General features: G+C 69.6%; 23 protein-coding genes. 4 read left to right on the top strand and 19 right to left on the bottom strand.

Going from position 1 to position 26,617, the window contains the following annotated elements; all coding sequences use genetic code 11:
* Window positions 1-28 precede the first annotated feature (28 nt).
* The 9 genes from ACT3S3_RS07330 to ACT3S3_RS07290 form a co-directional block, all read right to left on the bottom strand.
* The gene (locus ACT3S3_RS07330; protein ID WP_444626541.1) at window positions 29-643 is read right to left on the bottom strand and encodes a TIGR03085 family metal-binding protein; all 615 of its coding nucleotides are present in this window, start codon (window positions 641-643) and stop codon (window positions 29-31) included.
* A 77-nt stretch (window positions 644-720) separates the two neighbouring features.
* A complete protein-coding gene (locus ACT3S3_RS07325; protein WP_444626539.1) occupies window positions 721-2,934 on the bottom strand; it encodes a ribonuclease J in 2,214 nt (737 codons plus the stop codon).
* Between the two features lie 7 nt (window positions 2,935-2,941).
* A complete protein-coding gene (gene dapA, locus ACT3S3_RS07320) occupies window positions 2,942-3,844 on the bottom strand; it encodes a 4-hydroxy-tetrahydrodipicolinate synthase (RefSeq protein ID WP_444626538.1) in 903 nt (300 codons plus the stop codon).
* 66 nt (window positions 3,845-3,910) lie between these two features.
* Window positions 3,911-4,669: an FAD-dependent thymidylate synthase gene (thyX, locus tag ACT3S3_RS07315; protein WP_301444239.1), complete on the bottom strand. Its 759-nt coding sequence runs from the start codon at window positions 4,667-4,669 to the stop codon at window positions 3,911-3,913.
* 21 nt (window positions 4,670-4,690) lie between these two features.
* Window positions 4,691-5,458, bottom strand: coding sequence for a 4-hydroxy-tetrahydrodipicolinate reductase (gene dapB / locus ACT3S3_RS07310; RefSeq protein WP_441582087.1), 768 nt, complete (start codon window positions 5,456-5,458; stop codon window positions 4,691-4,693).
* Window positions 5,459-5,524: 66 nt separating this feature from the next.
* The gene (locus ACT3S3_RS07305) at window positions 5,525-7,816 is read right to left on the bottom strand and encodes a polyribonucleotide nucleotidyltransferase (protein ID WP_444626561.1); all 2,292 of its coding nucleotides are present in this window, start codon (window positions 7,814-7,816) and stop codon (window positions 5,525-5,527) included.
* Window positions 7,817-8,158: 342 nt separating this feature from the next.
* A complete protein-coding gene (locus tag ACT3S3_RS07300) occupies window positions 8,159-8,707 on the bottom strand; it encodes a hypothetical protein (RefSeq protein ID WP_444626537.1) in 549 nt (182 codons plus the stop codon).
* Window positions 8,708-9,343: 636 nt separating this feature from the next.
* On the bottom strand, window positions 9,344-9,613 hold the full coding sequence (gene rpsO, locus ACT3S3_RS07295) for a 30S ribosomal protein S15 (protein ID WP_441578739.1): 270 nt from the start codon (window positions 9,611-9,613) through the stop codon (window positions 9,344-9,346).
* A 99-nt stretch (window positions 9,614-9,712) separates the two neighbouring features.
* Entirely contained in the window at window positions 9,713-10,732 is a 1,020-nt protein-coding gene (locus ACT3S3_RS07290; protein WP_301444026.1) for a bifunctional riboflavin kinase/FAD synthetase, read from the bottom strand.
* A gap of 46 nt (window positions 10,733-10,778) precedes the next feature.
* On the opposite strand from ACT3S3_RS07290, the gene truB reads away from it, so the two are divergent.
* Window positions 10,779-11,729, top strand: coding sequence for a tRNA pseudouridine(55) synthase TruB (gene truB, locus ACT3S3_RS07285; RefSeq protein ID WP_444626535.1), 951 nt, complete (start codon window positions 10,779-10,781; stop codon window positions 11,727-11,729).
* A 145-nt stretch (window positions 11,730-11,874) separates the two neighbouring features.
* Window positions 11,875-12,666 (top strand): L-threonylcarbamoyladenylate synthase, encoded by a 792-nt coding sequence (locus tag ACT3S3_RS07280; RefSeq protein WP_301444024.1) that lies wholly within the window; start codon window positions 11,875-11,877, stop codon window positions 12,664-12,666.
* Window positions 12,667-12,694: 28 nt separating this feature from the next.
* Here ACT3S3_RS07280 and ACT3S3_RS07275 read toward each other — a convergent pair whose 3' ends face one another.
* From ACT3S3_RS07275 to rimP, 8 genes are all read right to left on the bottom strand, one after another.
* The gene (locus ACT3S3_RS07275; protein ID WP_444626533.1) at window positions 12,695-13,453 is read right to left on the bottom strand and encodes a 4'-phosphopantetheinyl transferase family protein; all 759 of its coding nucleotides are present in this window, start codon (window positions 13,451-13,453) and stop codon (window positions 12,695-12,697) included.
* A complete protein-coding gene (locus ACT3S3_RS07270) occupies window positions 13,450-14,337 on the bottom strand; it encodes a metallophosphoesterase family protein (protein ID WP_301443634.1) in 888 nt (295 codons plus the stop codon). Before ACT3S3_RS07270 ends, ACT3S3_RS07275 begins: the two co-directional genes overlap by 4 nt.
* A gap of 36 nt (window positions 14,338-14,373) precedes the next feature.
* Window positions 14,374-15,723 (bottom strand): MATE family efflux transporter, encoded by a 1,350-nt coding sequence (locus tag ACT3S3_RS07265; RefSeq protein ID WP_444626531.1) that lies wholly within the window; start codon window positions 15,721-15,723, stop codon window positions 14,374-14,376.
* Window positions 15,720-16,163 (bottom strand): 30S ribosome-binding factor RbfA, encoded by a 444-nt coding sequence (rbfA, locus tag ACT3S3_RS07260; protein WP_301443632.1) that lies wholly within the window; start codon window positions 16,161-16,163, stop codon window positions 15,720-15,722. The genes ACT3S3_RS07265 and rbfA overlap by 4 nt, the downstream gene beginning before the upstream one ends.
* Window positions 16,164-16,354: 191 nt before the next feature.
* Window positions 16,355-19,303 carry a translation initiation factor IF-2 gene (gene infB, locus ACT3S3_RS07255; RefSeq protein WP_444626529.1) on the bottom strand — a complete coding sequence of 983 codons (2,949 nt, stop codon included), beginning with the start codon at window positions 19,301-19,303 and terminating at the stop codon, window positions 16,355-16,357.
* Between the two features lie 125 nt (window positions 19,304-19,428).
* On the bottom strand, window positions 19,429-19,839 hold the full coding sequence (locus tag ACT3S3_RS07250) for a YlxR family protein (RefSeq protein WP_367620333.1): 411 nt from the start codon (window positions 19,837-19,839) through the stop codon (window positions 19,429-19,431).
* 132 nt (window positions 19,840-19,971) lie between these two features.
* Window positions 19,972-21,081, bottom strand: a complete 1,110-nt coding sequence (gene nusA, locus ACT3S3_RS07245) for a transcription termination factor NusA (RefSeq protein WP_441578731.1) — start codon at window positions 21,079-21,081, stop codon at window positions 19,972-19,974.
* Entirely contained in the window at window positions 21,078-21,635 is a 558-nt protein-coding gene (rimP, locus tag ACT3S3_RS07240) for a ribosome maturation factor RimP (RefSeq protein WP_301444236.1), read from the bottom strand. The genes nusA and rimP overlap by 4 nt, the downstream gene beginning before the upstream one ends.
* 42 nt (window positions 21,636-21,677) lie before the next feature.
* Between rimP and ACT3S3_RS07235 the strand changes: the two genes are divergently transcribed.
* The gene (locus ACT3S3_RS07235) at window positions 21,678-22,646 is read left to right on the top strand and encodes a hypothetical protein (RefSeq protein ID WP_444626527.1); all 969 of its coding nucleotides are present in this window, start codon (window positions 21,678-21,680) and stop codon (window positions 22,644-22,646) included.
* 326 nt (window positions 22,647-22,972) lie between these two features.
* Here the strand turns inward: ACT3S3_RS07235 and ACT3S3_RS07230 are convergent, their stop codons facing one another.
* The gene (locus ACT3S3_RS07230; RefSeq protein ID WP_301443741.1) at window positions 22,973-24,727 is read right to left on the bottom strand and encodes a proline--tRNA ligase; all 1,755 of its coding nucleotides are present in this window, start codon (window positions 24,725-24,727) and stop codon (window positions 22,973-22,975) included.
* Window positions 24,728-24,778: 51 nt separating this feature from the next.
* Between ACT3S3_RS07230 and yaaA the strand changes: the two genes are divergently transcribed.
* Complete coding sequence (gene yaaA / locus ACT3S3_RS07225; RefSeq protein WP_301443742.1) at window positions 24,779-25,558, top strand: peroxide stress protein YaaA; 780 nt, start codon at window positions 24,779-24,781, stop codon at window positions 25,556-25,558.
* Window positions 25,559-25,599: 41 nt separating this feature from the next.
* On the opposite strand, the gene cobA is transcribed toward yaaA, so the two are convergent.
* On the bottom strand, window positions 25,600-26,613 hold the full coding sequence (gene cobA / locus ACT3S3_RS07220; protein WP_444626525.1) for a uroporphyrinogen-III C-methyltransferase: 1,014 nt from the start codon (window positions 26,611-26,613) through the stop codon (window positions 25,600-25,602).
* Window positions 26,614-26,617 lie beyond the last annotated feature (4 nt).

Raw genomic sequence — 26,617 nt, 5'->3', positions numbered from 1 at the left:
ATTTGCCGGGCGACCGACGAAACCCCACTTACAGGCTGACCCGGCGCACGTCCTCCTCATTGCCCTCCACGGTCACATCACAGGCCTTGATCCTTCCGTAAATCCACAGGAGAAGCTCGCCGGCCTCACCGGTCACGGTCACCCCGGGGGACGTGTTTCCCACGGTCACCGACTCCCCGGCACCGTCGGTACGCACCAGCGTGACCGACACCCCGGAGCTGCGGATCAGCCCGCGTGCCATCTGCGACACCGCGCGCCACAGCGTGTCCCTCGTGCCCGCGGGCAGGTCACGCGGGGTCCACTCCCCTCCCCCACGGCGGGCGTCCTCGTGGTGGACGAAATTCTCGCCCAGGTTGATGAACCGGTCGCCCAGCCGCATCGGGTTCCACACGGGCGGGCCGTTGCGGTAGAGCTCCACGAGCTCCTCGAAAGGACGCCCCTCGTAGCGGGAGGTCATCGAATCCAGGTGCCCGGCCAGCGGCGGCAGGAACATCCCGGCCATCGCGTCCGGACGGTACTCGCGCAGCACCAGGTGCACGGCGAGGTCACGGGTCGCCCACCCCTCGCACAGCGTGGGCTCATCGGGGCCCAGGGACAGCAGAAGGTCCGCCAGGGCCAGGCGTTCATCGTGGGAGACTGTCATGTCTCACGATGCTACGCCGGGTCCGGGCGGACCGTGTGCGGAGTACCGGTTGTACCGGTCGAGCCGGCTCTACCGGACTACAGGGAGGGGACGTGGTCCTCCGGGTCGAGCTCTTCGACGATCTCGCTCGTCATCGGGACCACGGTGGGCACGATGAACGGCTCGCGCTTCCACTTGTCCTTGACGAACTTCGCGACCTTGCGGCGCAGCGTCTGCGCCATACGGTACGGGTCGGTCTCGCCGGAGCCGGACTGGTCGAGCATCACGTTGTCGACCAGCTCGGCGACCTGACGCATCATGTCCTTCGACGCGTCGGAGAAGCCGCGGGCCTGGACCTGCGGATCCTCCAGCGGACGGCCGGTGCGGTTGTCCACGACCACGGTCACGGAGATCAGGCCGCCCTCGGACATCGCGGTGCGGTCCTCGAGCTCCTCGGCTCCCACGTCACCCATGGTGACGCCGTCGACGTAGAGGTTGCCGACCTGGATCTGGCCGACCACGGAGGCCTGACCGTTGACCAGGTCGACGACCACGCCGTTCTGCGCGAGCACGGTGTGGTCGCGGGCGACACCCGTGGAGATGGCCAGCTCGCGGTTGGCGCGCAGGTGGCGCCACTCGCCGTGCACCGGCATCGCGTTGCGCGGACGGGCGGCGTTGTACAGGAACAGCAGCTCACCGGAGTAGCCGTGGCCGGAGGTGTGCACCATGGCGTCCTTGCCGGTGATGACCTCGGCGCCGATCTGCGAGAGCATGTTGATGACGCCGAAGACGGCCTCCTCGTTGCCGGGGACCAGCGACGAGGACAGGACGATCAGGTCGCCCGGACGCACGGTGATCTGCCGGTGCTCGCGACGCGCCATGCGCGACAGCGCGGCCATCGGCTCACCCTGGGTACCGGTGGTGATCAGCACGACCTTGTGCGGTGCCATGCGGGCGGCCTCGTCCATCTGGACGATGGTGCCGCGCGGGGCGGTCAACAGGCCGAGACGCTCGGCGATCTCCATGTTGCGGATCATCGAACGGCCGTTGAAGGCGACCTTGCGGCCGGCGGCGACGGCGGCGTCGACCGCCATCTGCACGCGGGCGACGTTGGACGCGAAGGACGCGATGATCACGCGCTGCTTGGCCTCGGTGACGATACGGCGCAGGTTCGGGCCGATCGCCGCCTCCGACGGCGACACACCGGGGGTGGTCGCGTTGGTGGAGTCGCACAGGAACAGGTCGATGCCCTCGTCGCCGAAGCGCGACAGTGCCGGCAGGTCCGTGGGACGGCCGTCGGCCGGGGTCTGGTCCAGCTTCACGTCACCGGTGTGCACGATCATGCCGGCGCCGGTCTTCAGGGCGACACCGAGGCACTCCGGGATGGAGTGGCCGACGTTGAAGAAGCGGATGTCGAAGGGGCCACGGTTCTCGTGGGAGGTGTCGTCGACCTCGATCAGCTTCGGACGCAGACGGTGCTCCTGGCACTTCGCCGCGATGAGGGCGCAGGTGAACCGCGAGCCGAGGATCGGCAGGTCGGCCTTCTGCTTGAGCAGCCACGGGATCGCACCGATGTGGTCCTCGTGACCGTGGGTGACCACCAGGGCCTCGACGCGGTCCCACTTGTCGTCCAGGTAGGAGAAGTCCGGCAGGATCAGGTCCACGCCCGGCTCACCGGAGGACGGGAAGAGCACGCCGCAGTCGATGATGATGATGCGGTTGTGGTACTCGAAGACGGTCATGTTGCGGCCGATCTCGGAGATACCGCCGAGCGCGATGATGCGCATGCCGTCCTTCGGCGCTGCCGGCGGCTTGGGCAGACGCTGGGTGAGGTCGGCACCCTGCATCGTCTGCACGGTGCCACGGCGGCCGCCGCCCTGGTTTCCACCGTTGTTGCCGCCGTTGTTTCCACCACGGTTGCCACGGTTGCGGTTGTTGCCGCCACCGTTGTTGTTGCCGCTGTTGTTGTTGCGGTTGCCGCCAACGTTGCCACGGTTGCGGTTGTTGCCGCCACCGTTTCCACCGTTGCCGCCGCCGTTGTTGTTGCCGCCACCGTTGCCGGAGTTGCCACGGCCGCGGGAACGGCGCGAACGGGTGCGGTTGCCGCCACCGTTGTTGTTGCCACCCTGCTCGGCGGAGCCCGCCTGCTCGGTGTTGCCACCCTGCTCGGCGGAGCTGGCCTGCTCGGCCGCTGCGGCCTTGGCCTGGCCACCGTCGTTGAAGGTGGTGCTCACGTCCGCTGCGCTGGTGTCAGCGCTCGGCGGAGCGGCCTTCCGGGTCACCTTGCGTGCCCGGGAACGATTCTCAGTCATGTTGTCCTTAAATTCCTGCGTCACGCAGGTCCTCTGCCAGCCGGTCGTACTCGTCCGGCGTGGGTTCGATGATCGGGAGGCGCGGTGCGCCCACCTCGATTCCTTGAAGTTTGAGTGCCGCCTTGGCGAAAGCCACCCCTCCGAGCCGGGCCTGGGCACGGGTCAGCGGGGTCAGGCGGTTGGCGATCGTCCGGGCGCCGGTGATGTCACCGGCGTCGACGGCGTCGCGGAGTGCGCGCAGCTGCGGGGCCGCGACGTGTCCGATGACGGAAATCACGCCGGTCGCCCCCACGGCGAGCCACGGCACGTTCAACGGGTCATCCCCTGAGTACCACGCCAGGTCCGTCTCCTCCAGCAGCTGCATCGCCGCGGGCAGGTCGCCCTTGGCGTCCTTCACCGCCTGGATGTTGGGGTGGTCGGCGAGTCGACGAATCGTGTCGGACTCGATCGGGACCACGGTGCGGGACGGGATGTCATAGAGGCAGATAGGGGTGTCCACCGCATCAGCAACCATGCTGAAGTGCTGGTAGAGCCCCTCCTGACTCGGACGGGAGTAGTACGGGGTGACCACGAGCAGACCGTCCGCGCCAGCGTCGGCGGACGCCTTCGACAGCTCCACGGACTCCGCGGTGCTGTAGGTTCCGCTGCCGGCGACGAGCTTCACGCTGTCGCCGAGTTCGGCACGGACTGCCTTGAGCAGGTCGATCTTCTCCGAGGGGCGGACCGTGGGTGACTCACCCGTGGTGCCGCTCAGAACAAGAGCGTCGCAACCCTGGTCCACCAGGTGTCCCGCCAGGGATACGCCGGCGTCCAGGTCGATGCTGCCGTCCTTCGTGAAGGGCGTCACCATCGCCACAGAGACCGTGCCGAAGATCTCGGCGCCTGTTGTCGCTGTCATACCTGTGCTCATGTCAGCATAGGTTACCGCCCACGGGCCCCGATGTGTACCAGGACCCCCTCCGGCGCGCCGTGGCGCTCAGATGTCGGCCACGTAAGGGCTGGTCGCCATGGTCGTGCCGTCGCGAAGTTCGGTCACCGTGAAATCGTCGAAGATCTCCGGGCTGACCGTCCTGAGCAGCCCCAGGCACTCCACCGCCACCCGGCGGATCTCCGGGTCCGCGTGCTCGGCGGCGCGCATGCCGATGAAGTGACGCCAGGAGCGCATGTTGCCCGTCATCACGAAACGCGTCTCGGTGGCGTTGGGCAGCACCGCACGCGCCGCCTGACGCGCCTGCTTGGCACGCAGCACCGAGTTCGTCTCGCCCGAGGCACGCTCCTCGAGGGCCTCGAGGAGCTCGTCGTAGGCGTCGCGCGCCACGTCGGTGGCGTGCAGCAGCAGTTCGGCGACCTCTGGGTCCTCGGCGATGACGTCGGGCACCACCACCGCGGACTGCTCCTGCGGCACGTAACGCTGCGAGAGCTGGCTGAAGGAGAAGTGACGGTGGCGCATGATCTCGTGCGCACACGAGCGGGACACCCCACGCAGGTACACCCCCGCCGAGGCGTGCTCCAGGAGGCTCAGGTGCCCCACGTCCAGGATGTGCCGGACGTAGGCGTCGTTCGCCGCCGTGTGCGGGTTCGGACGGTCCCACGTCTCGTAGCAGGCGCGTCCGGCGAACTCCACGAGGTTCGAGGCGTCACCGCCGGTGGGCGACGGCTCCCAGGGCACGTCCTGCGGCGGGGTGAACGTGGTCTGGGAGATCAGGCGTGCGGAGAATTCCGCGCTGGTGGACATCGGTCCTCTGCTCCCCGCCCGCTACTCGGCCGGGACGCCGAGGGTGTCGAGGCCGAGGAACTTCTCCAGCCCGATGGTCAGCCCAGGGGTGGACGGCACCTTGTCCAGGCCCAGCAGCACGCCCGGGACGAAGGACTCACGGTCGTAGGAGTCCTGCTTGATGGTCAGGGTCTGACCGGCCGCACCCAGGATCACCTGTTCGTGGGCGACCATGCCCGTCATACGCACCGCGTGCACCGGCACGCCGTCGACGTCGGCGCCACGGGCACCGTCGAGCTCCTGGTCCGTGGCGTCCGGCTGCGCGCCGAGACCGGCGGCCTGCCGGGCGCGGGCGATGCCCTCGGCGGTGTGCACCGCCGTGCCGGACGGGGCGTCCTTCTTGTTCGGGTGGTGCAGTTCGATGACCTCGGCGGAGTCGAAGTACGGCGCGGCGATCTCCGCCAGCTTCATCGTCAGCACCGCCGAGATGGCGAAGTTCGGTGCCACGAGCACACCGGTGGACGGGTTGTCCGCCAGCCAGCCGCGCAGCGTGTCATAACGCTCCGGGGTCCAGCCGGTGGTGCCGACCACGGCGTGGATGCCGTGGCCCACACAGAACTCCAGGTTGCCCATGACGGCGTCGGGGACCGTGAAGTCGACGACGATCTCGGTGCCGCTGGTGACCAGGGCCTCGAGGTCGTCACCGTGGTCCAGGGCCGCGGAGAGCTCCAGCCCCTCGGTCTTCTCCACGGCGGCGACGACGGCGGTGCCGACCCGTCCGTGTGCTCCGAGAACTCCGACCTTCGTCATGTGCATATCCTCCTGGGTTGTTCGGTGTGTGGCTGGCAGTGGTGTGCCGGGGTGTGCCGGGGTGCCTTATTCGGCGTCGACGAGGACCAGGGAGATCTTGCCCCGGTTGTCGATGTCGGCGATCTCGACCTCGAGGGACTGGCCCACGGAGACCTCGTCCTCGACCTTCTCCACCCGGCGGTCACCGCCGAGGTTGGAGATGTGGACGAGGCCGTCGCGGCCCGGCAGCAGGGAGACGAACGCGCCGAAGGCGGTGGTCTTCACCACGGTGCCCAGGTAGCGGTCGCCGACCTTCGGCAGCTGCGGGTTGGCGATGGAGTTGACCTTGTCCAGCGCTGCCTCGGCGGCCTTGCCGTCGGCGGCGGAGATGAACACGGTGCCGTCGTCCTCGATGGAGATGTTGGCGCCGGTCTCCTCGGTGATCTGGTTGATCGTCTTGCCCTTCGGCCCGATCAGCTCACCGATCTTGTTCTGCGGGATGCTCACGGTGGTGATGCGCGGGGCGAACTCGCTCATCTCCTCCGGGCCGGCGATGGCCTCGCCCATGGTGGACAGGATCTCCAGGCGCGCACCACGTGCCTGCGACAGCGCGGCGACGAGGACGTCGGTGGGGATGCCGTCGACCTTCGTGTCGAGCTGCAGGGCGGTGACGTAGTCGGCGGTGCCGGCGACCTTGAAGTCCATGTCGCCGAAGGCGTCCTCGGCTCCGAGGATGTCGGTCAGGGTCACGTGGGTGTCCTTGCCGTCGACCTCACCGGTGACCAGGCCCATGGCGATACCCGCCACCGGGGCCTTCAGCGGCACGCCGGCGTTGTACAGCGACAGCGTCGAGGCGCAGACCGAGCCCATCGAGGTCGAGCCGTTGGAGCTCAGCGCCTCGGAGACCTGGCGGATGGCGTAGGGGAACTCCTCGCGGGACGGGATCACCGGCAGCAGGGCACGCTCGGCGAGCGCGCCGTGGCCGATCTCGCGGCGCTTCGGCGAACCGACGCGTCCGGTCTCACCGGTGGAGTACGGCGGGAAGTTGTAGTGGTGGATGTAGCGCTTGGAGTCCACCGGGCTGAGGCTGTCGATGGTCTGCTCCATCTTCAGCATGTCCAGGGTGGTGACACCCAGGATCTGGGTCTCGCCACGCTCGAACAGGGCGGAGCCGTGTGCGCGCGGGACGAGGTCGATCATCACGCCGAGGTCGCGGATGGCGGTCGCGTCGCGGCCGTCGATGCGGAAACCGTCGGTCAGGATGCGGCTGCGCACCAGCTGACGGGTGACCTCGTTGTGGGCGTTGCGGATCTCGGAGGAGCGTCCCTCGAACTGCGGCTCGAGGGCGTCGACGACCTCCGCCATGTCGGCGGAGAGCTGCTCGTCGCGCTCGGCCTTGTCGGCGATGGCCATGATGCCGGCCAGCTTGGTGGCGGACTCGGACTCCACGGCGGCGAAGACGTCCTCGCCGAAGGGCGGGAAGAGCTCGAAGTTGCGGGCCTGGGTGTCGACGGCGTCGGCCAGTGCGGCCTGTGCACCGCACAGCTCCGCGATGAACGGACGCGCGGCGTCGATACCCTGGGCGACGATGGCCTCGGTCGGTGCCGGGGCACCCTCGGCGACGCGCTCGACGACGTTGTCGGTCGCGCCGGCCTCGACCATCATGATGGCGACGTTCTCGCCCGGGGTGGGCTTGCGGCGGCTGCGGCCCGTACGGACCGGCTCGACGACGCGTCCGGCGACGACGAGCTCGAAGACGGCCTTCTCCTGCTGCTGACGGTTCGGGAAGGCGACCCACTGGCCCTCGGCGTGGTCCTCGTCGACGACGAGAGCCATGCGCACGCCACCGACCGGGCCGGAGACCGGCAGGCCGGAGAGCTGCGTGGAGGCGGAGGCGGCGTTGATGGCGACGACGTCGTACATGTCGTCGGGGTCCAGCGACATGACGGTCACCACGACCTGGACCTCGTTGCGGATGCCCTTGGCGAAGGTCGGACGCAGCGGGCGGTCGATCAGGCGGCAGGCCAGCACGGCCTCGGAGCCGGGGCGACCCTCGCGGCGGAAGAAGCTGCCGGGGATGCGTCCGGCGGCGTACATGCGCTCCTCGACGTCCACCGTCAGCGGGAAGAAGTCGAGGTTCTCCTTCGGCTTCTTCGAGGCGGTGGTGGTCGACAGCATCATGGTGTCGTCGTCGAGGTATGCGGTGACCGCACCGTCGGCCTGACGGGCCAGCAGCCCGGTCTCGAAGGAGACCGTGCGGGTACCGAAGTCACCGTTGTCGATGGTGGCGGTGGACTCCCAGACGCCGGAGTCCGGGTCGATGAGCTCCGCGGTGTGCGTCGGGGCGGGCTTGGTGGCCTTCTTCTCCGGAGCCTTCATTGCGGGGGCCTTCTTGGCCGGCGCCTTCGAGGTGGCGGTGGTGCCCGCGGTGGCCTTCGCGGGGGTCTTCTTGGCGGGGGCCTTCTTGGCCGGTGCCTTCTTCGCGGCCGTCTTCTTGGCCGGTGCCTTCTTCGCCGGGGCCTTCTTGGCCTGGGTGTCGTTCTCGTTCTGGGAAGTCACGTTGGTGTGTCTGCCTTCTACGTCTTTGATGTTCCCGGTGTCGATCATCGGTGCCGACGGTGGGAGCGGTCTTTCGTGATTCGGAAATCCTGGACAATTGCCGCAGATCACCTTACACCACGTCAGGCATGATTCGCTGCTCCGGCTCGTTCGCCGGGCCGGTCACCACGGCGCGGTGAGCCAGGGGTGCCACCGCCACACCTCCTGGTCGGTGCGCCGGCCCTCGCCTTGCGTGCGCAGACGACGAGTGCGGGTGTGGAGCATCCGGTAGCGCACGGTGTCGACGACCTCGTCCACCACATGCGCAAGCGCACCGCCGATACACCGGTCGGTGTAGCGCAACAGCGCCCACCCCCACCTCGTCGCCATGTTCCCCTTCCACCGGTCGACGACGAAGGTGCGTTCACCCGCCTTCGCCCCACCGGCACCGTGGAAGGCGAAGCTGTCGATCTCGACGAGCACCCTGGCCTCCGGGATCACGATGTCGAACCGGTAGCCGCGGATCTTGTGGTTGACCAGCACGCTGACACCGTCGATCCCCGCAGCCGCGAGTCCCTCCCTGATCGCAGTGACCGCCCGCGCCTCCAGGTTGCTGGCGGTGCCGGTGACGACCCCGTCGAGCAGCCCTGCCACCGCGCCCCGGCGGCTGCGCGACAGCGCAGCGATGTCGGACGCCAGGACGTCGTTTCCCTTCACCCCCCGGGTACGCACGCGCGAGCATCTCGCAGAGACCTTGCGCCGGGACGTCCTGCATCAGCTCGGCCGCGGTCTGCACCGGCGTGATCACGTCGAGCCCCTCGACGCGCCGCGTCCGGGGACGCGCGCGGGTCCGGACGTCCAACAGCGCTCCTCCGCTGCGGGCCCCGCCCCGCGGAAGGTAGGCCTGCGCCGGCCAGCTCATCTTCTCGCACCCCCCATAGATCGCGCCGGCCGTGGTCCCGCGGAGCACCAGGCCGTCGTGCCCGGCGGCGAGGGCCTGCAGCACCTGCATCTCGGAGACGTCCCCGGCCGCGTAGTACCCGCGGGCGAGCCGGATCAACTCCCCGTTCGCCACCTTCGTCGCAATCCCGTGGCGTGTGAGTCCCCGCGCCGACAGTTGCGCGGTGCTCCACACCGCATGATCCTTCCCCACCCCACCCATGGTCACCCTCCCCGGTACCGTGTCGTTCTGCACACGAACACTACGGCACTCCCCTGCCCCCGGGGGATGGTCCTGCGTAAAGTCTGCACATCTGCACCGACCGTGGCAGCGAGGGAACCGAAATGCAGGGATTGCGCCGGCCGCCCCCGTCACCACACGCGAAAAACCCCGCGGAATGAATCCGCGGGGTCACTGGGAGAGGTCGACTAGCGACGCAGGCCCAGGCGCTCGATCAGGGAACGGTAACGCTCGACGTTGTTCTCCTGCAGGTACTTCAGCAGTCGCTTGCGACGACCGACCAGCAGCAGCAGGCCGCGGCGGGAGTGGTGGTCGTGCTTGTGGAACTTGAGGTGCTCAGTGAGCTGACGAATACGCACGGTCATCAGCGCGACCTGCGCCTCGGGGGAGCCGGTGTCGGTCTCGTGGAGACCGAACTCCTTGAGGGTGTCAGCCTTCTGGTCCTTGGTCAGAGCCATGGTGATTCTCCTGATTGTTGTTTCAGTCCGCGCAAAAAGTAGACGTTCGACACGCCGTTGTGACTACCGCGAACCACAGTCACAGACCGACCGACACTATCATCCGCGCTCGGCCGGGACCAATCGTCGGGTGGCGGCAACGTCGTTGCCGATGGCGGTGACCAGTTCGTCCAGCCCGTCGTAGGTCTCCTGGCCACGGATGTGCTCGATGAAGCTGACGGTGACCTTGCGTCCGTACAGGTCGGCGTCGCGGTCCAGGACGAAGGCCTCCACGCTGCGGGTCTCGTCGCCGAAGGTGGGGTTGGTGCCCACGGAGATCGCCGCGGGCAGGTGCACGTCGACGGGCATGTCGCCGACGAGCGCGCCGGCGGGATCCTTCTGCGTCGGCAGGATGCGCAGGTCGCCGGCGTAGACGCCGTCGGAGGGCAGCGCCTGGCTGTCCGGGAAGTAGAGGTTGGCGGTCGGGAACCCCAACGCGGCCCCGCCGCGTCCTGCGCCGCGGGTGACCACGCCGCGCACGGTGAAGTTGCGGCCGATCGCGCCGGCGGCGGAGGCGACGTCGCCGGCCGCGAGACGTTCGCGGATCCAGGACGAGCACACGGTGTGGCCGTCGTCTCCCCCGTCCTCGTCACCGTCCTCGTCACCGTCGCGCAGCAGCCCGTGCACGACGACCTCCACGCCGTAGCGTTCCCCGAGCTCCTTCATCGTCTCGGCGGTGCCGGACGCCTGGCTGCCGAAGGTGAAGTTCTCCCCCACCACCACGGCGCGAGCCTTGAAGCGGTCCACGATGACGTTGCGGAAGTACTCCTCGGGGCTCCAGGAGATGATCTCGTCGTCGAAGGCGACCACGACCATGCCGTCGATGCCGTAGCGGGCGGCACTGACGGCGCGCTGTTCCACGGTGGCCAGCAGCGGCGGCACGCTCTTCGGCAGAAAGATCACCGTGGGGTGCGGGTCGAAGGTCATCATCAGCGCGGGGACGTCGAGCTCGCGAGCCTTGTCCACGGCGGTGCCGATGAGTTTCTGGTGCCCGCGGTGCACCCCGTCGAAGACACCGATCGTCACGACGCTTCCCTGGAGGTCCGAGGGAACCTCGTCCAGTCCATTCCAGATATCCACGGGCACAACACTACGACATCGTGGCCCACCACATAGACTGTGCTCCATGCCTGGAAGTGAATCGGCCGTGGGGCTCATCGCCCGCTCCGGCCTCGTCGTCGTGGACAAACCCGCCGGAATGACCAGCCATGACGTGGTCGCCCGCTGTCGCCGAGTATTCGGCACCCGGCGGGTGGGCCACTCCGGGACACTGGACCCGATGGCCACCGGTGTGCTGGTCATCGGGGTGGAACGCGGTACGAAGTTCCTCGCCCACGTGGTCACCCACGACAAGCGTTACGAGGCCACGGTGCGCCTCGGCGCCTCGACGGTGACCGACGACGTGGAGGGTGACGTGCTGACCACCGCCGCGCCGGACGCCCTGGCGTCGCTGACCGAGCAGCGTGTGCGCGAGGCCTTCGCCGCGCAGTCCGGTGAGATCATGCAACGCCCCAGCAGTGTCAGTTCGATCAAGGTCAACGGGCGTCGCGCCCACGAGCTGGTGCGCGAAGGCGTGGACGTGGTGCTGCCGGAGCGTCCGGTCACCGTGCACTCCCTCGACGTCACCGACGTGCGCCTCGGCGCACCCGACGGTGCTTGCGAGGTGGACGTCTCCGTGCACTGCTCCTCGGGCACCTACATCCGCTCCATCGCCCGCGACGTGGGCGAGGCGCTGGGCGTGGGCGGGCACCTCAGCGCGCTGCGCCGCACCAGCGTGGGCCCGTTCGACATCCGGGACGCCCGGACGCTGGACGCCCTGCTGCAGGTGCGCGACACCACCGACGCCGCCCCCGAGCTGTCCCTGGGGCTCGACGCGGCGATGTCGACCTGCTTCCCCGTACGCGAGGTCAGCGACGACGAGGGTGTGGCGTTGTCGCTGGGCAAGTGGCTGGAGCCGGAGGGCACCAAGGGTGTCTACGCCGCGGTCACGCCGGACGGCCGGGCGATCGCGCTGCTGGAGGAGAAGGGACGGCGCGCGGCCAGCGTGTTCGTAGCGCGTCCGGCGGGCATGGACTGAGCGCGACACCATTCGGCCCCCGATTCAGCGCGTCTCACGCCGGTACTCTACAATGCCAGAGTGTGAGACTGACTCTCCCGACCAGTGAGACGGACGGGGGTGCGGTGAAGATACAGCCAAACAGTTGGACGTCAGAGAGGAAGCCATGGCAGAGAACGAGAACTCCCGCCAGATCCAGTGGAACGGCGGACTGCAGCAGGAGGCCGTCGACCTGCTCCGCACGCCGGGCCACATCGTGGTCACCCCGACCAAGGTCGGCTACATCATCGCCACCAGCGACCGCGAGGGCCTGGAGCGCAAGTTCGCTGTCAAGCACCGTAAGCGCAACAAGCCCGGCGTGGTGCTGTGCGGTTCACTGGAGCAGCTCAAGGAGCTCGCCCAGCTGACCCCGGAGATCGAGAACTTCTACCGGACCTGCGCCGAGCGCGACATCCTCATGGGCTGCATCCTGCCGTGGAAGGACGGTGCGCAGGACAAGTACATGCCCGAGGGCGCCGGCGAGCTGGCCTCGGACACCCGCAACACCAGCTGCTTCGTCCTGAAGTTCGGCACCCCCGGCGAGAACATCGCCCGTGAGCTGTGGGAGAAGGACCGCCGCCTGGTCTTCGCCTCCTCCGCCAACCCGTCCGGCCAGGGCAACCGTGGCCTGATCGAGGGCATCGGCGACGAGATCGCCGGCGAGGCCGACCTGATCATCGAGGGCAACGACTACGTGGCCTCGATCCAGCCGGACAAGAGCATCGACACCCGCTACGAGCAGGGTGTGATGGTCTCCATGGTCGACGACGACGGCACCCTGGTCCCCGAGCAGAACGGTGAGCGCGGCGTGACCCCCTGCCCCACCCTGATCCGCAAGGGCATCTACAACGACGAGATCGTGCTGATCCTCGCCGACCAGTTCAACTCCTGGGACTTCCGCCAGGGCGGCTACTACTGATCCGTACCGGTCAGTTGGAAGACCCCGGTCAGTTGGGGATCGCGCAGACGGTGACCACGTAGCCGTCGCGGATCACCCAGTGACCGCTCAGGGAGGGCAGCGGGGTGGGCTGCGAGAGCACCCGGGCGTGCCAGCGGCCGCCGACCTCAGGGGACGAGGCGGCGGACGAGGCGGCGGCGAAGGTGTCGGCGACGTCGAGCTGCAGCTCGACCTCGTCGAAGTCCAGGAAGCGTCCCACCACGGGGAACCATGCCTTGTACACCGCCTCCTTGGCGCTGAACAGCACGGTGCCCAGCGAGCGTCCCGGGGCGCGCTGCGCGGCGCGCTGCAGTGAGCGGCGTTCGCGCGCGGAACTCACCGCGGACAACACGCCGTCCGGCAGGCGTTGGGCGACCTCGACGTCCAGCCCGAGGCTGCGCCACCGGTCGGTGCGCGCCACGAGTGCCACGCGCAGCCCGCGGGTGTGCGAGATCGTGCCGGTGACGTGGTCCGGGAACAGCGGCATCCCCTTGTCGCCGCGCAGGATCGGGCCGTCCACGCCGAGTCCGCGCAGTGCGCGGTGGGCGCACCAGCGGCCGTCGCCGAACTCGGACCTGCGCGAGTCCACCGCGGCGCCGACGATGCGGCGCTCGTCGTCGTCCAGTTCCTCGTAGTGGGCCAGGTCGATGAGGTCGCCGGGGTGGTACTCCACCAGGCCGGCGTCCGGCGGGACGATGTCCCGGGGCACCACCGGGGCGCGGTCGGAGTCGCCGAGGCCCACGGCGACGTAGGGGGCTGCGATGATCATCCCGCTTCCTCTCCGGTGTTGTCGGTCAGCACCGGGTACGGCCAGAGGTCCCGTTCGCGGCGCTGTTCGAGGGTCCGCTCGCGCTCCCGGGGGTAGCCCAGCGACACCTCGACATGACGGACACCGTCCACCTCGGTCACGACCGGGATGTGCAGGTGCCCGTAGACGACGGTCTCGGCACCGAAACGTACCGGCCAGTCCTGCGTGTGCCGGCTTCCCGACCACAACGCCACCTCCGGCAGCCGCAGACGCGAGGTCACCTCACGCACCAGCGGCCAGTGGTTGACCAGCACCGTCGGCCCCGAGACCTTCGACAGTCGCCGCACAGTGTAACCCAGCCGACGCTGGCACCAGAGCGGAACGTCCACATAGGGTGCGATGGCGACCTGGTCGGTGAACACCACCCCGTTGCCCTCGGCGGACGACAGCGCGGACTCCACGCTGACCAGCGGGTCGCGCCAGGAGTGGTCGTAGAGGGTGAACATGGGCACCACCGTGCGCCCGGCGAAGCGCGGGTAGGGGTCCTCCGGGGTGAGCACGCCCATCGCCTGGCAGCCCTTCACGAGCTCCTCGTACTTCTCCTCGGCGTGGACCTCGTCGGCGGCGCGGGAGAACAGCTCGTGGTTACCGGGCACCCAGATGACCTGGGCGAAGCGTTCGGAGAGTTCGCGCAGCACGTCCAGGATCGTGGAGGTGCGTTCGGCGACGTCGCCGGCGACGATCAACCAGTCGCCGGGATGACGCGGGCGCACGGTCTCGTCGACCAGTTCACGGTTGCCGCGGGCGGCCACGTGCAGGTCCGAGACGGCCCAGAGCGTGCGCGTGCGCCCGCCCGGGTTCGCTCCGGGTTTGCCGTCGGGGTTGCCGTCCGTCTCGTCCTCCACGCCAATCACCCTGACCACTCTAGTCACTTCAGTCTCTTACGTCACTCCAGGTGTCCGGGTCCACCGCCCGCTGCGGTAACGCCACACCACCGCGGCCAACCGGATCACGATGAAGGCCAGCAGCCCGCACCACACACCGGTCAACCCGAGGTCGAAGGCGAAGGACAACCACACGCCGGGCAGGAAACCCACCAGTACCGAAACTATCGACGCGGTCCGCAGGAACGCTACGTCCCCCGCGCCCAGCAGCACACCGTCGATGGCGAAGACGACTCCGCCGAGAGCGACCATCGCCACCAGGATCCACCACGGCCCCCACATCGTGGAGAGCACCGTGTCGTCCGTGGTGAACAACCGGGGGATGACGTGCGCCCCGGCCGCCAGCAGCCCGGCGAGCACCAGACCGGCACCCACGGAGAACCGCAGCACCTGGTTGCCCACCCGCCAGGCGGTCCGCACCGAGGCCGAGCCCAGCGCGGCACCGACGAGGGCCTGCGCGGCCACCGCCACCGAGTCCAGCACCAGCGTCAGGAAATTCCACAGCTGCAGCATCACCTGGTGGGCCGCCAGGGACGACTCCCCCATCCGTCCGGCCACTGCCGCGGCGGACAGGAACGCTACCTGGAAACTCATCGAGCGCAGGATCAGGTCGCGTCCCATCGACAGCTGCGGACGGATCACCGCCCAGCTCGGGGTGACCGGCCGCCCGTCGCCCTCGCGGCGCCAGGTGCGCACCAGGCACACCACGAAGCAGGACGCCGTGATCACCTCGCCGAGCACGTTGGCGTACGCCGAGCCGACCAGACCGAAACGGGCGACCGCCCACGGCACCGTGACGACCATCGGCAGCACGCCGGCCAGGGTGAAGTACAACGGGGCGCGGGTGTTCGCCACCCCGCGCAGCCAACCGTTGCCGGCCATGGTCAGCAGCGCCGGGATCACCGACAGCGAGGTCACGCGCAACCAGCGCGCCGCCTCGGCGGCGACGGGAGACCCCTCACCGCCACCGGTCAGCGCCGCGGTCACCGGGGTGGCGAAGACCGCCACCAGCACCGCCAGCACCGCGCCGACGGCCACCGCCACCCAGGACGCCTGGATCCCCTCGGACACGGCGCCGGGGGTGTCCCCGGCACCGTGCCTCCGCGCCGCCCGCGCCGTCGTCCCGTAGGACAGGAACGTCAGCTGGACGGTGACCTGCGCGAGCACCGTCGCGCCGGCCGCCAGGGCGGCGAGTTCGGACGCGCCGAGGCGTCCGACGACGGCGGTGTCCCACAACAGGTACAGCGGGGTGGCCGCCAACACCGCGAGGGCGGGCCACGCCAGACCGAGGATGGTCCGGGTGTCCGCCCTCACGTCGTTGGCCGAGCCGGGTGGGGTGGTGCTCACTCCTCCGGCTCGTCGGCCGACTTGTAGGGGTCCGCCTCGCCGGCCGGGGTGGCGCCTTCGGCCTGCGCGCGCACACGCGAGTCGATGTCGCGGGCCTTCGCGAGCAGCTCCTCCAGGTGCGCCGAGGCCTCCGGCACGGTGTCGAGTTCGAAGCGCAGCGTGGGGGTGAAGCGCACCGACAGCTGGTCGCCGACGATCTTGCGCAGCTGGCCGCGGGCGCGGTGCAGCGCCTCGGCGGCCGCGGCGGTGTCCGGCTCCTCGTCGACGGTTCGTCCGCGCACGGTGTAGAACACCGTGGCGTCGTGCAGGTCGCCGGTGACCCGGCAGTCCGTCACGGTGACGAACTCCAGCCGCGGGTCCTTCACGTCGCGCTCGATCGCCGAGGCGACGATGGTCATGATGCGCTTCGCCATACGGGCGGCGCGGGCGTGGTCAGCCATCTGGGGCTCCCCTTCTTCCTGGACGCTGTGGGTCCGGTGGACTTCTTACGGGTTGATTCTAGTCGGTGGCACGGCAGACACGACCAGACCCCGCCCCGCGGGGGACTCATGGGTGAGTCACCTCGACGGGACGGGGCCGGTGGTGCACCGGGGATCAGGGCTCCCGGCAGGCCCGAAGGCTGCGGCTGACTCTACTTGCCGTCCTTCTTGTCCTTCTTGACGTCCTCGCGCGGGACCTCGACCAGCTCGTAGGCCTGGATCGTGTCGCCGACCTGGATGTCCGGGTAGGACAGGACCATACCGCACTCGTAACCGTGGCTGACCTCGGTGACGTCGTCCTTCTCGCGGCGCAGGGACTCGATGGTGGCCTTCTCGGTCACCACGTTGCCGTCGCGGATCAGGCGGATCTGCGCGTTGCGGCGCATCTTGCCCGTCTGGACCATCGAACCGGCGATGAGACCGACGGCGGAGGCCTTGAACAGCTGACGGATCTCGGCGGTACCGACCTCGCGCTCCTCGTAGACCGGCTTGAGCATGCCCTTGAGAGCCTGCTCCACCTCGTCGATGGCGTCGTAGATGACCGAGTAGTACCGGATCTCCACGCCCTCGGAGTTGGCGACCTCGGTGGCCTTGCCCTCCGCACGGACGTTGAAGCCGATGATGATCGCGTCGGACGCGGCAGCCAGGTCGACGTTGGTCTGGGTGACAGCACCCACACCGCGGTCGATGATGTTCAGGCTGACCTCGTCGTCGACCTCGATCTGCAGCAGGGAGTCCTCCAGCGCCTCGACCGTACCGGCGTTGTCGCCCTTGAGGATGAGGTTGAGCTGGCTGGTCTCCTTGAGCACCTTGTCCAGGTCCTCCAGGCTGATCCGCTTGCGGGACCGGGCCTGCATCGCGTTGCGGCGACGGGCGTTGCGCTGGTCGGCGATCTGCCGGGCGGTCCGGTCGTCGTCCACGGCGAGCAGGTTGTCGCCTGCACCGGAGACGCTGGTGAGGCCCAGGACCTGCACCGGCATCGACGGGCCTGCGGCCTTGACGTCGTCGCCGTGCTCGTCGACCATGCGGCGCACACGACCGTGGGCGTCACCGACGACGATGGAGTCACCGACGCGCAGCGTACCGCGCTGGATGATGACGTTGGCGACCGGGCCACGACCGCGGTCCAGGTGCGCCTCGATGGCGACACCCTGGGCGGGCATGTCCGGGTTGGCGACGAGCTCGAGCGAGGCGTCGGCGGTCAGGACGACGGCCTCGAGGAGGTCCTCGATGTTCGTGCCCTGCTTGGCCGAGATGTCGACGAACATGGTGTCGCCGCCGTACTCCTCGGGGACCAGACCGTACTCGGTGAGCTGGCCACGGATCTTCTCCGGGGACGCGCCCTCCTTGTCGATCTTGTTCACCGCGACCACGACCGGGACGTCGGCGGCCTTGGCGTGGTTGATCGCCTCGACCGTCTGCGGCATCACGCCGTCGTCCGCGGCGACCACGAGGATCGCGATGTCCGTCGCCTTGGCACCACGGGCACGCATGGCGGTGAACGCCTCGTGACCGGGGGTGTCCAGCAGCGTGAGCAGACGCTCGTCACCGTTGACCTCGACCGGCACCTGGTAGGCACCGATGTGCTGGGTGATGCCGCCGGCCTCGCCGCCACCGACGTTGGTCTTGCGCACCGTGTCGAGCAGGCGGGTCTTACCGTGGTCGACGTGACCCATGACGGTGACCACCGGGGGACGGTGCTGGAGGTCCTCACGACCACCGACGTCCTCACCGAACTGCAGGTCGAAGGACTTCAGCAGCTCACGGTCCTCGTCCTCCGGGGAGACGACCTCCACGGAGTACGCCATCTCGTCACCGAGCAGCTTCAGCGTGTCGTCCGGGACAGAGGCGGTCGCGGTGACCATCTCGCCGAGGTTGAACATTGCCTGGACCAGTGCGGCCGGATCGGCGTTGATCTTCTCGGCGAAGTCGGACAGCGACGCGCCACGGCGCAGGCGAATCTTCGCGCCCTTGCCGTTCGGCAGCTTGACGCCACCGACCACGCTCGGGGCCTGCATCGCCTCGTACTCGTTACGCTTCTGCCGCTTCGACTTACGTCCGCGACGCGGTGCGCCACCGGGACGGCCGAAGGCACCTGCGGTACCGCCACGACGTCCGCCGCGTGCACCGCGGGGACCACCGGGTCCACCGGATCCGGTGCCGCCCTGGCCGCCACGGCCACGACCGCCGCCGCCACCGGTGCTGGCCTTCGCCGGCATCTGCCCGGGGCTCGGGTGGCTGGGCATCGAGGCGGGACTGGGACGACGCCCACCCGGCTTCGCTGCGCCGCTACCGCCCGGACGCGGTGCCGGACGACCGGTGGAACCACCGGGACGAGGCATGTCGGACTTGGAGCCCTGACCGCCCTGGCCACCCTGACCTGCCTGCGGGCGCGGTGCGGGACGCTCCGTGCCGGAGGAGAAGGGGTTGTTGGCCACGCGCGGGGCGCGTCCACCGGGCTTCGGGCCCGGCTTGGCACCCGGACGGGCACCGCCCGGCTTCGGCCCCGGGCGCGGGCCCGGCTTGGACGACGCGGCGTCCTGCGCGGAGGCGGGGGTCGCCTCGGCGGACTTCGCGGCGGGCTTGGGGGCGGGCTTCGCCGCACCCGGCTTCGGACGCTCTGCCGCCGGCTTCGCGGCAGGCTTCGCGGCCGGGGTGGTGGCTGCAGACGTGTCCTGCGCAGGAGCCTCGTCGGCCGGGGTGGCCGGACGTGCCTGGGCAGGGGTGGGCTTCGCGGCAGGCTTCGCACCGGGCTTGGCGGCACCGGGCTTCGCCGAGGTCGCGGGGCCCGGCTTGGCGCCGGGCTTTGCGGCACCGGGCTTCGCCGAGGTTGCGGGCCCCGGCTTCGCCGCTGCGGCGTCGCCGGACGCCTGGGCGGTCGGCTGACCGCTCAGGTCCGGCAGGGCTGCGCCGTCGGCGCCGTCCTGCTTGGACTCGGCGGACGCGCCGTAGTGGTTCTTCATCTTCTTGACGACCGGCGGTTCCACCGTCGAGGACGCCGACTTCACGAACTCACCCTGCTCCTTGAGCGTGGCGAGAAGTTCCTTGCTTGTCGTTCCGAGCTGCTTAGCCAGCTCATGGACACGTAGCTTTCCGGGCACTGCTCTCCTTCGTTATGTCGGAGTCGCAGGCCGGTGGCCCGTGGATCTTCACTCCACGAGGTCGACTACGTACGACTCCAGGTCAGTTGGACACTCATCGCTGATGCTGCTTCATCGTGCGCTCATCAGTAATCGGTTTCCTTTTCCTTCTCGGCCACCGGGCTGGTGGTCAGATGCGGTGACTGCCGACCCGTCGACGGCCCCGGCACGTTCCCACGTCCACCACGGGGGCGGGTGTTCAGGAACTCCAGTACAGGGGTCGTGTCCACGTCGGCGGACACTTTCAGCGCCCGGACAAAAGCCCGGCGCTGTACGGCGGTCTCGTACGCCTTGACGTCCGCGGTGATCCACGCACCACGGCCCGGCAGGCGCCGTCCGGGATCGGGCACGACACGAGTCGCGCCCTCTCCCCCACCGGTGACGTCCCTCACCGCGACACAGCGCAGGAGCGCGGACGCGGGACGGACGGCACGGGTGGCGATGCAGGTCCGCTGGGGACCCGCATCCGACGAGGCGGTGGTGACACGATCAGACACGTGCAACCTCCATTCTCCTCGCCGTCAGACCGATACACAGTCTAACGTGCGACAGCCCCGCGGGGCCAACCGCCACGACGACGGGGTGCCCCGCACGTCCCCCACCTGTGCGGACGCTGAATTACAGGCGTGTCAGACCTGCGCCACCGGGTCGCCGGGCTGGTTCCCGCTCTGCTCATCCGCGTCACGGTCGGCACTGTCGGCACTGTCGGCACGGTCCTGCCGGACGCCACGGTCGCCCTCCTCGCCGCCGTCGGGGTCGGACTCGGGGCGGATGTCGATCTTCCAGCCGGTCAACCGAGCGGCCAGGCGGGCGTTCTGGCCCTCCTTGCCGATCGCCAGCGACAGCTGGTGGTCCGGCACGATCGCGCGGGCGACCTGCATGTCGTGGTCGGTGACGTCCACACGCACCACCTTCGACGGTGCCAGGGCGTTGCCCACGTACACGTCCGGCTTGTCGGAGTGGTCGACGATGTCGATCTTCTCCCCGCCGAGCGCCTCCATGATCGCGGTGACACGCTGGCCGCGCGGGCCGATGCAGGCACCCTTGGCGTTGAGGCCGTTGACCGTGGAGGTCACGGCGATCTTCGAGCGGTGGCCGGCCTCACGGGCGATCGCGGTGATGTCCACCGACCCGTCGGCGACCTCCGGGACCTCGAGGGCGAACAGGCCACGCACCAGCTCCGGGTGCGTGCGCGACAGCAGGATCTGCACCCCGCGCTGCCCCTTGTTCACCGCGGTGACGAAGCACTTCACCCGGTCGCCGTGCTCCAGCTTCTCGCCGGGCATGTGCTCGGCGGCCAGGATCAGGCCGTCCTGCCCGTCGGCCTCGGTACCCAGGTGGACCACGGTGATGCCGCGGTCGTTGGCGCGGGCGTCACGGTTGACGACACCGGAGACCACCGTGCCCTCCAGATCCGCGTAGCGGGTGTACGTGGAGTCCGCCCGGGCGATGTTGATCTGCCCGCGGATCGCGTCGCGCACGGCCTTGGCCGCCGCCCGGCCGAAGTCCTCCGGGGTGTCGTCGAACTGCCCGGTGACGTTGCCGTCCTCGTCACGCTCCACACGCAGCACCGTGACGGTGCCGTCGGTCCGGTCGATCTCGACACGGGCCGGCCCGTCCACCTTGGTCAGCTCCCGGTAGGAGTCCAGCAGGGCCGCGGAGATCGCCCCCAGCAACGCGCTGCGGCGCACGTGCTCGATGTTCTCCAGGGCGGTCAGGGCACTCAGGTCAATTTTCACTTGTCGTCCTTCTGCGCGTGCAGCGCACGGTACTTCTCGGGATCAAGGCCCACCAGCTCACGTTGGTCCGCCGGGGGCTCGGAAAACTCAACTTCTACCAAAGCACCGGCCACCGAGGCCAATCCGCGGGGCTCGACGCGGGGGGCGGCCTTCTTGCCCTCGCCGTCCAGGACCAGCCACACGGTGTCGTCTTCCTGCTCCACCGCGGCGACGCGCGCGGCCTCACCGCCCACCGACACCAGGCGTCCGACGTTGCGACGGAAGTGCCGCAGCTGCGTCAGCGGCGTGTCCAGTCCCGGGGTGGTCACCTCGAAGGTGTACCCCGGGCCGAAGCGCAGCGCGCCGGACGTCTCACGCGCGTCGAACTCCGCCGACACCTCCCGACTGAGCTCCTCGAGCTGGTCGAGGTCCGGACGGTCGTCGGCGTCGACGGCGACACGCACCGCCGACTTCGCCCCCGCCCTGGTCACGGTGATCGATTCGAGGTCGAGGCCGAGCTGCGCGGCCAACGGGGAGATGACCTCGGCGAGGTCCTGTTCAGAAGGGAAAGCCATGCCGTGAAGACTATCACCGGTGCGGGATGGCACTATGGGACCGTGCACGCCAGCGATCCCACCCCGTCCCCCGCCCGACACCCCGGGCGCCTCGTCCGACCTGTCGTCGCCGTCGCCGCGACGTTGGCCATCGGGGCCACCGGTGGCGCGCTGACCGCCTGCTCCAGCGAACCGCCCCGCCCCGACCAGGGCCTGGAGTCGCTCGTGGCCCAGCTGGGCGAGTTGGAGGGCACCGACGCCGCCGGGGGGACGGCGATCTTCACCGAACAGGTCGACGCCCTCAACGACGAGATCGTGCGGCTGTGCGGCACCGACCGCGACGGGCAGCCGCCCGAGGGCTGTGAGCCGACCGGGGGAAGCACCGGGGAGGCGACGGACGTCAACGACGTCCGTGAGTTGATGCTGCGGCTCATCGAGCGCGAGGACGCCGACAGCGACACCGCCCCGGACGACGACGCCGAACGCGGCCGGGCCGTCCTGCTCACCGGGCTCTTCGCCGCACTGGCCACCCTCGACGACTCCACCGCCGGTGGCAGCGCCATCGACCAGGAGCTCCTCGACCTCGGCTTCGGCGGTATCGGTGAAGACGGCGAGGTCTCCGAGCAGACCGCGCAGACGCTGGCCCCGGCCACCGAACTGGTCAACCAGGCGGTGTACCTCTCCGGCGTGGTACTGCCGGTCGCCGGGTCCAACCGCTCCACGGTCACCACCGTGGCCAGCCGGATGCGCACCGTGCGCGACGAGCTCACCGGCGCCTCCGGGGTCGCCGCCGACGTCGGCTACAGCACCCCGGACGACTTCACCCCGCCCACGGACTCCTCCTCGGCCGCGGGCACCCTGCTCGAGGCCGTCCACGCCGTCACGGTCGCCCTGCGCGATGCCGTGGACGAGGTCGACGACGCCGACCGTGCCCTGGTCGCCACCCTGTGCGCCATGTCCGCACGTGCGGAGGCCGCCCTGGAGGACGCCCTGGGCCAGGATCCGCTCGACGTCAGCGTGCGCGGCGAGTAGGCGGTCCCGGTAGTCGCGGCTCCGCACAGGCGGTCACAGACGCGGGAAGGGCCCGCCGGGTGTTCCGGCAGGCCCTTCGCTCGTTCTGCTTCTTCTTGTCGGGGATCCGTCGGGCCCTGGTGCGTAGCTTCAGGTGCTCCTGAAGCTGCTCCGGGTCCATCTTCCGGCTCCCCGCGAGGCGGGAAACGTGTGACGTATTCCTGTCCGAGACTCTCACCTCCTCACGACTCGTGGCGTGCTGTGTGCACCTTGAGCGTACAGGTCGCCCCAGGGCCGCGCGAGCGACCTGAGGGCTCAAGGTGGGAGGGCCCGGACGGGCAGGACGTCTAGCCGCGGCGCTCCAGGAAGAGGTCCACCGCGGTGGTGTAGGCGATGTTGTCCACGTCGCCGGTGAGCCGGTTGCGCAGTTCCACGGTGCCCTCGGCGAAACCACGGCCGACCACGAACACCAGGGGCACGCCCAGCAGCTCGGCGTCCTTGAACTTCACGCCGGGGCTGACCTTCGGGCGGTCGTCGAACAGCACCTCCAGGCCGGCCTCTGCCAGCTTGGCGGTCAGGTTCTCGGCGGCCTCTCCGGCGGCGGCGTCCTTGTTGGCGATGACCACGTGCACGTCGTAGGGGGCGACCTCGCTGGGCCAGCGCAGACCCTTGTCGTCGTGCATCTGCTCGGCGAGCACCGCGATCAGCCGGGAGACACCCAGGCCGTAGGAGCCCATCGTGGGCACCGAACGCTTGCCGTTGACGTCCAGGATCTGCACGTCGAAGGCCTCGGTGTACTTGCGGCCGAGCTGGAAGATGTGCCCGATCTCGATACCGCGCTCCAGGGTGAGCGTGCCCATGCCCTCCGGTGCCTCGTCGCCCTCGCGCACGTTGGCGGCCTCGACGTAGCCGTCCGGGGTGAAGTCGCGTCCGGCGACCATGTTGACCACGTGGTGGTTGGCCTTGTCCGCCCCGGTGATCCAGGACGTGCCGGTCACGATGCGCGGATCGGCGAGCACGCGCACGTCGTTGTCCGCCAGGCCCCGCGGGCCGACGTAGCCCTTGGCCAGGAAGGGGTTGGCGGCGAAGTCCTTGTCGTCGGCGAGCTCCACCGTCGCCGGCTCCAGCGAGGCCTCCAGGCGCTTCATGTCGGCCTCGCGGTCACCGGGCAGCAGGACACCGGTGAGCTCCGGCTCGCCGCCGGGCTCGGTGACCTTGACCAGCAGGCACTTGAGCGTGTCGGTGAGCTGCACCTCCCGGCCGTCGACCGTGATGCCCTCGGTGCGTGCCCACTGCACGAGCGAGTCCATCGTCGGGGCGTCCGGCGTCTCGTACACCGTGGCCTCGGGCAGTCCGTCCACCTCACGCTCCTGCGGGTGCGGGGTCACGACGGCCTCGACGTTGGCGGCGTAGTCGCCGTCGGTGGCGCGCACGAAGGTGTCCTCGCCGTTCGGGGAGATCGCCAGGAACTCCTCGGAGGCCGAGCCACCCATCGCGCCGGACGTGGCCGCACAGATCGCGTACTCCACGCCCAGCCGGTCGAAGACCGCCTGGTAGGCGCGACGGTGCGCCTGGTAGGCCTGCTCAAGGCCCTCATCATCCATGGTGAAGGAGTAGGAGTCCTTCATGATGAACTCACGGCCGCGCAGGATGCCGGCACGCGGACGCTCCTCGTCGCGGTACTTGTTCTGGATCTGGTACAGGGTGACCGGGAAGTCCTTGTAGGAGTTGTACTCCCCCTTCACCAACGAGGTGAACAGCTCCTCGTGGGTCGGGCCCAGCAGGTAGTCCTGCCCCTTGCGGTCCTTGAGGCGGAACAGCGAGTTGCCGAACTCCTCCCAGCGACCCGACGCCTCGTAGGCCTCACGCGGCAGCAGCGCCGGCAGGCTGATCTCCTGGGCGCCGATGGCGGCCATCTCCTCGCGGACGACCTTCTCCACGTTGCGCAGCACCCGCAGGCCCAGCGGCAGCCAGGAGTACACGCCCGGAGCCGCCCGGCGGATATACCCGGCACGCACCAGAAGCTTGTGGCTGGGGACCTCTGCGTCCGCAGGGTCGTCGCGCAGGGTGCGCAGGAAAAGGGACGACATCCGGGTGATCATGACCGGTACTCTAGTTCAAAGCAGTATGTGTGTATCGCTAGGGTGTACCGCATGTTTATCCTGCTCCCCCCGTCCGAAACGAAGGCGTCCGGTGGCGACGGCCCGGCCCTGGATCTCGACTCCCTCTCATTTCCCTCACTGAACGAGATCCGGCGCCGCAACATCGCCGACCTCTCCGCCCTGGAACCGGACGCTGCGCTGGACGTTCTCGGTATTTCGGAGACCCTGCGCGGCGAGGCGGAGGCCAACACCCGGCTGCTGTCCGCCCCCACCGTCCCGGCCATCCGGCGCTACACCGGCGTGCTCTACGACGCCCTCGACGTGACCACCCTTTCGGTGCCCGCCAGGGCCCGCCTGGGGGTGGGGTCGGCGCTCTTCGGTGTGCTCTCCGCGGACGACCCGGTGCCGCACTACCGGCTCTCGTCCGGCACGAAGTTGCCGACCCGCGACGGGCAGGACGCCCCGGCCACGCCGCCGACGATGAAGGCACGCTGGGGTTCGGCGGTGACCGAGGCGCTGCGGCAGGTGCCCGGCACGGTGGTGGACCTGCGCTCCGGCGGCTACCGCCAGCTCGGACGCCTGCCCGGTGCGGTGACGGTGCGGGTGGAGTCCGTGCGGGAGGACGGCTCACGCAAGGTCGTCAGCCACTTCAACAAGCACTACAAGGGGCTACTGGCCCGCGAGCTGGCGTCGGCGGACGTGGATCTGGCCACCCCGGGGGACGTGGAGGGTGTCGCCGAGATCGCCCGCAACGCCGGGCTGACCGTCGAGGTCAACCAGGCGAACAGCGCCGGGAAGGCTCCGGCCGACTCGCTGACGCTGGTGGTGTGACCGCTCGCGGCCGGAGAGTGGTAACACTTCCGTGCGGCGGATCAGCTGGACTGCGCCGCTTCGTCGATGCGCCGGGCCGCGGCCTCGCCGACGACGATGATCGCCGGCGAGCCGAGTCCCTGCTCCTCGATGGTCGAGCCCAGGGTGTCCAGGGTCGCGGTGGTGGCGCGCTGCTGCGGGGTCGAGGCGTTCTCCACCACGACCGCCGGCGTTGACGCGTCGCGCCCGCGGGCCACCAGTTCCGCGGCGATCGCCCCGGCATTGCGCACGGCCATGATCAGCACCAGCGTGCCGGTCAGCCCCGCGACCGCCGGCCAGTTCACCAGCGACTTCGGGTGCCCCGGCGGCACGTGGCCGGACACGACCGTGACGTCGTGGTTCAGGCCGCGGTGGGTCAGGGAGAGCCCGGCCGCCGCCGGCGCGGAGGTCACCGAGGTCACCCCGGGGATCACCCGCACGGGCACACCGGCGTCCACGCAGGCCTGCACCTCCTCGTGGCCACGCCCGAAGATGTAGGGGTCCCCGCCCTTGAGACGCACCACCCGGTGACCGGCCAGCGCGCGCTCGACCATGAGCTCGTTGATGCGGTCCTGGGAGACCTGGCGGGAGTACGGGATCTTGGCCACGTCGATGACCTCCGCACCGCGCTCGGCGGCCTCCTCGGCCAGCGTCACCGCGCCGAGGTGGTCGGCCAGGACGACGTCGGCCTCCTGCACCGCGCGCACACCGGCGACGGTGACCAGGTCGGCATCCCCCGGGCCACCGCCGACGAGCGTGACGGTACCCGAAGCGCAGGCACTCGCGACGGTGGTCTCCCCCTCCCGCCGGTCGTCCACCGGGACGCCGTGTGCGGCGGCCCAGGCGACGGCGTCGGACGCTGCGTCCTGCGCGGTGGCCGCGGGTACGCGCACCAGCGCGAAATGCGCGTCCCCCGGTACGTCCCCGGCACGGCCCACCGTGGGGACGGCCCCCTGGTCACGAAGCAGCTCGGCGGTGACGGCCGCGTCCGGGCCGTCCACCACGAGCACCGGCACACCGGTCAACACAAGACTCATGGTC

Source organism: Corynebacterium sp. AOP40-4SA-5 (assembly GCF_052377355.1).
Lineage (GTDB): Bacteria > Actinomycetota > Actinomycetes > Mycobacteriales > Mycobacteriaceae > Corynebacterium.
Note: the sequence above shows the minus strand (reverse complement) of the source record. Positions and strands in the feature narration are given on the sequence as shown.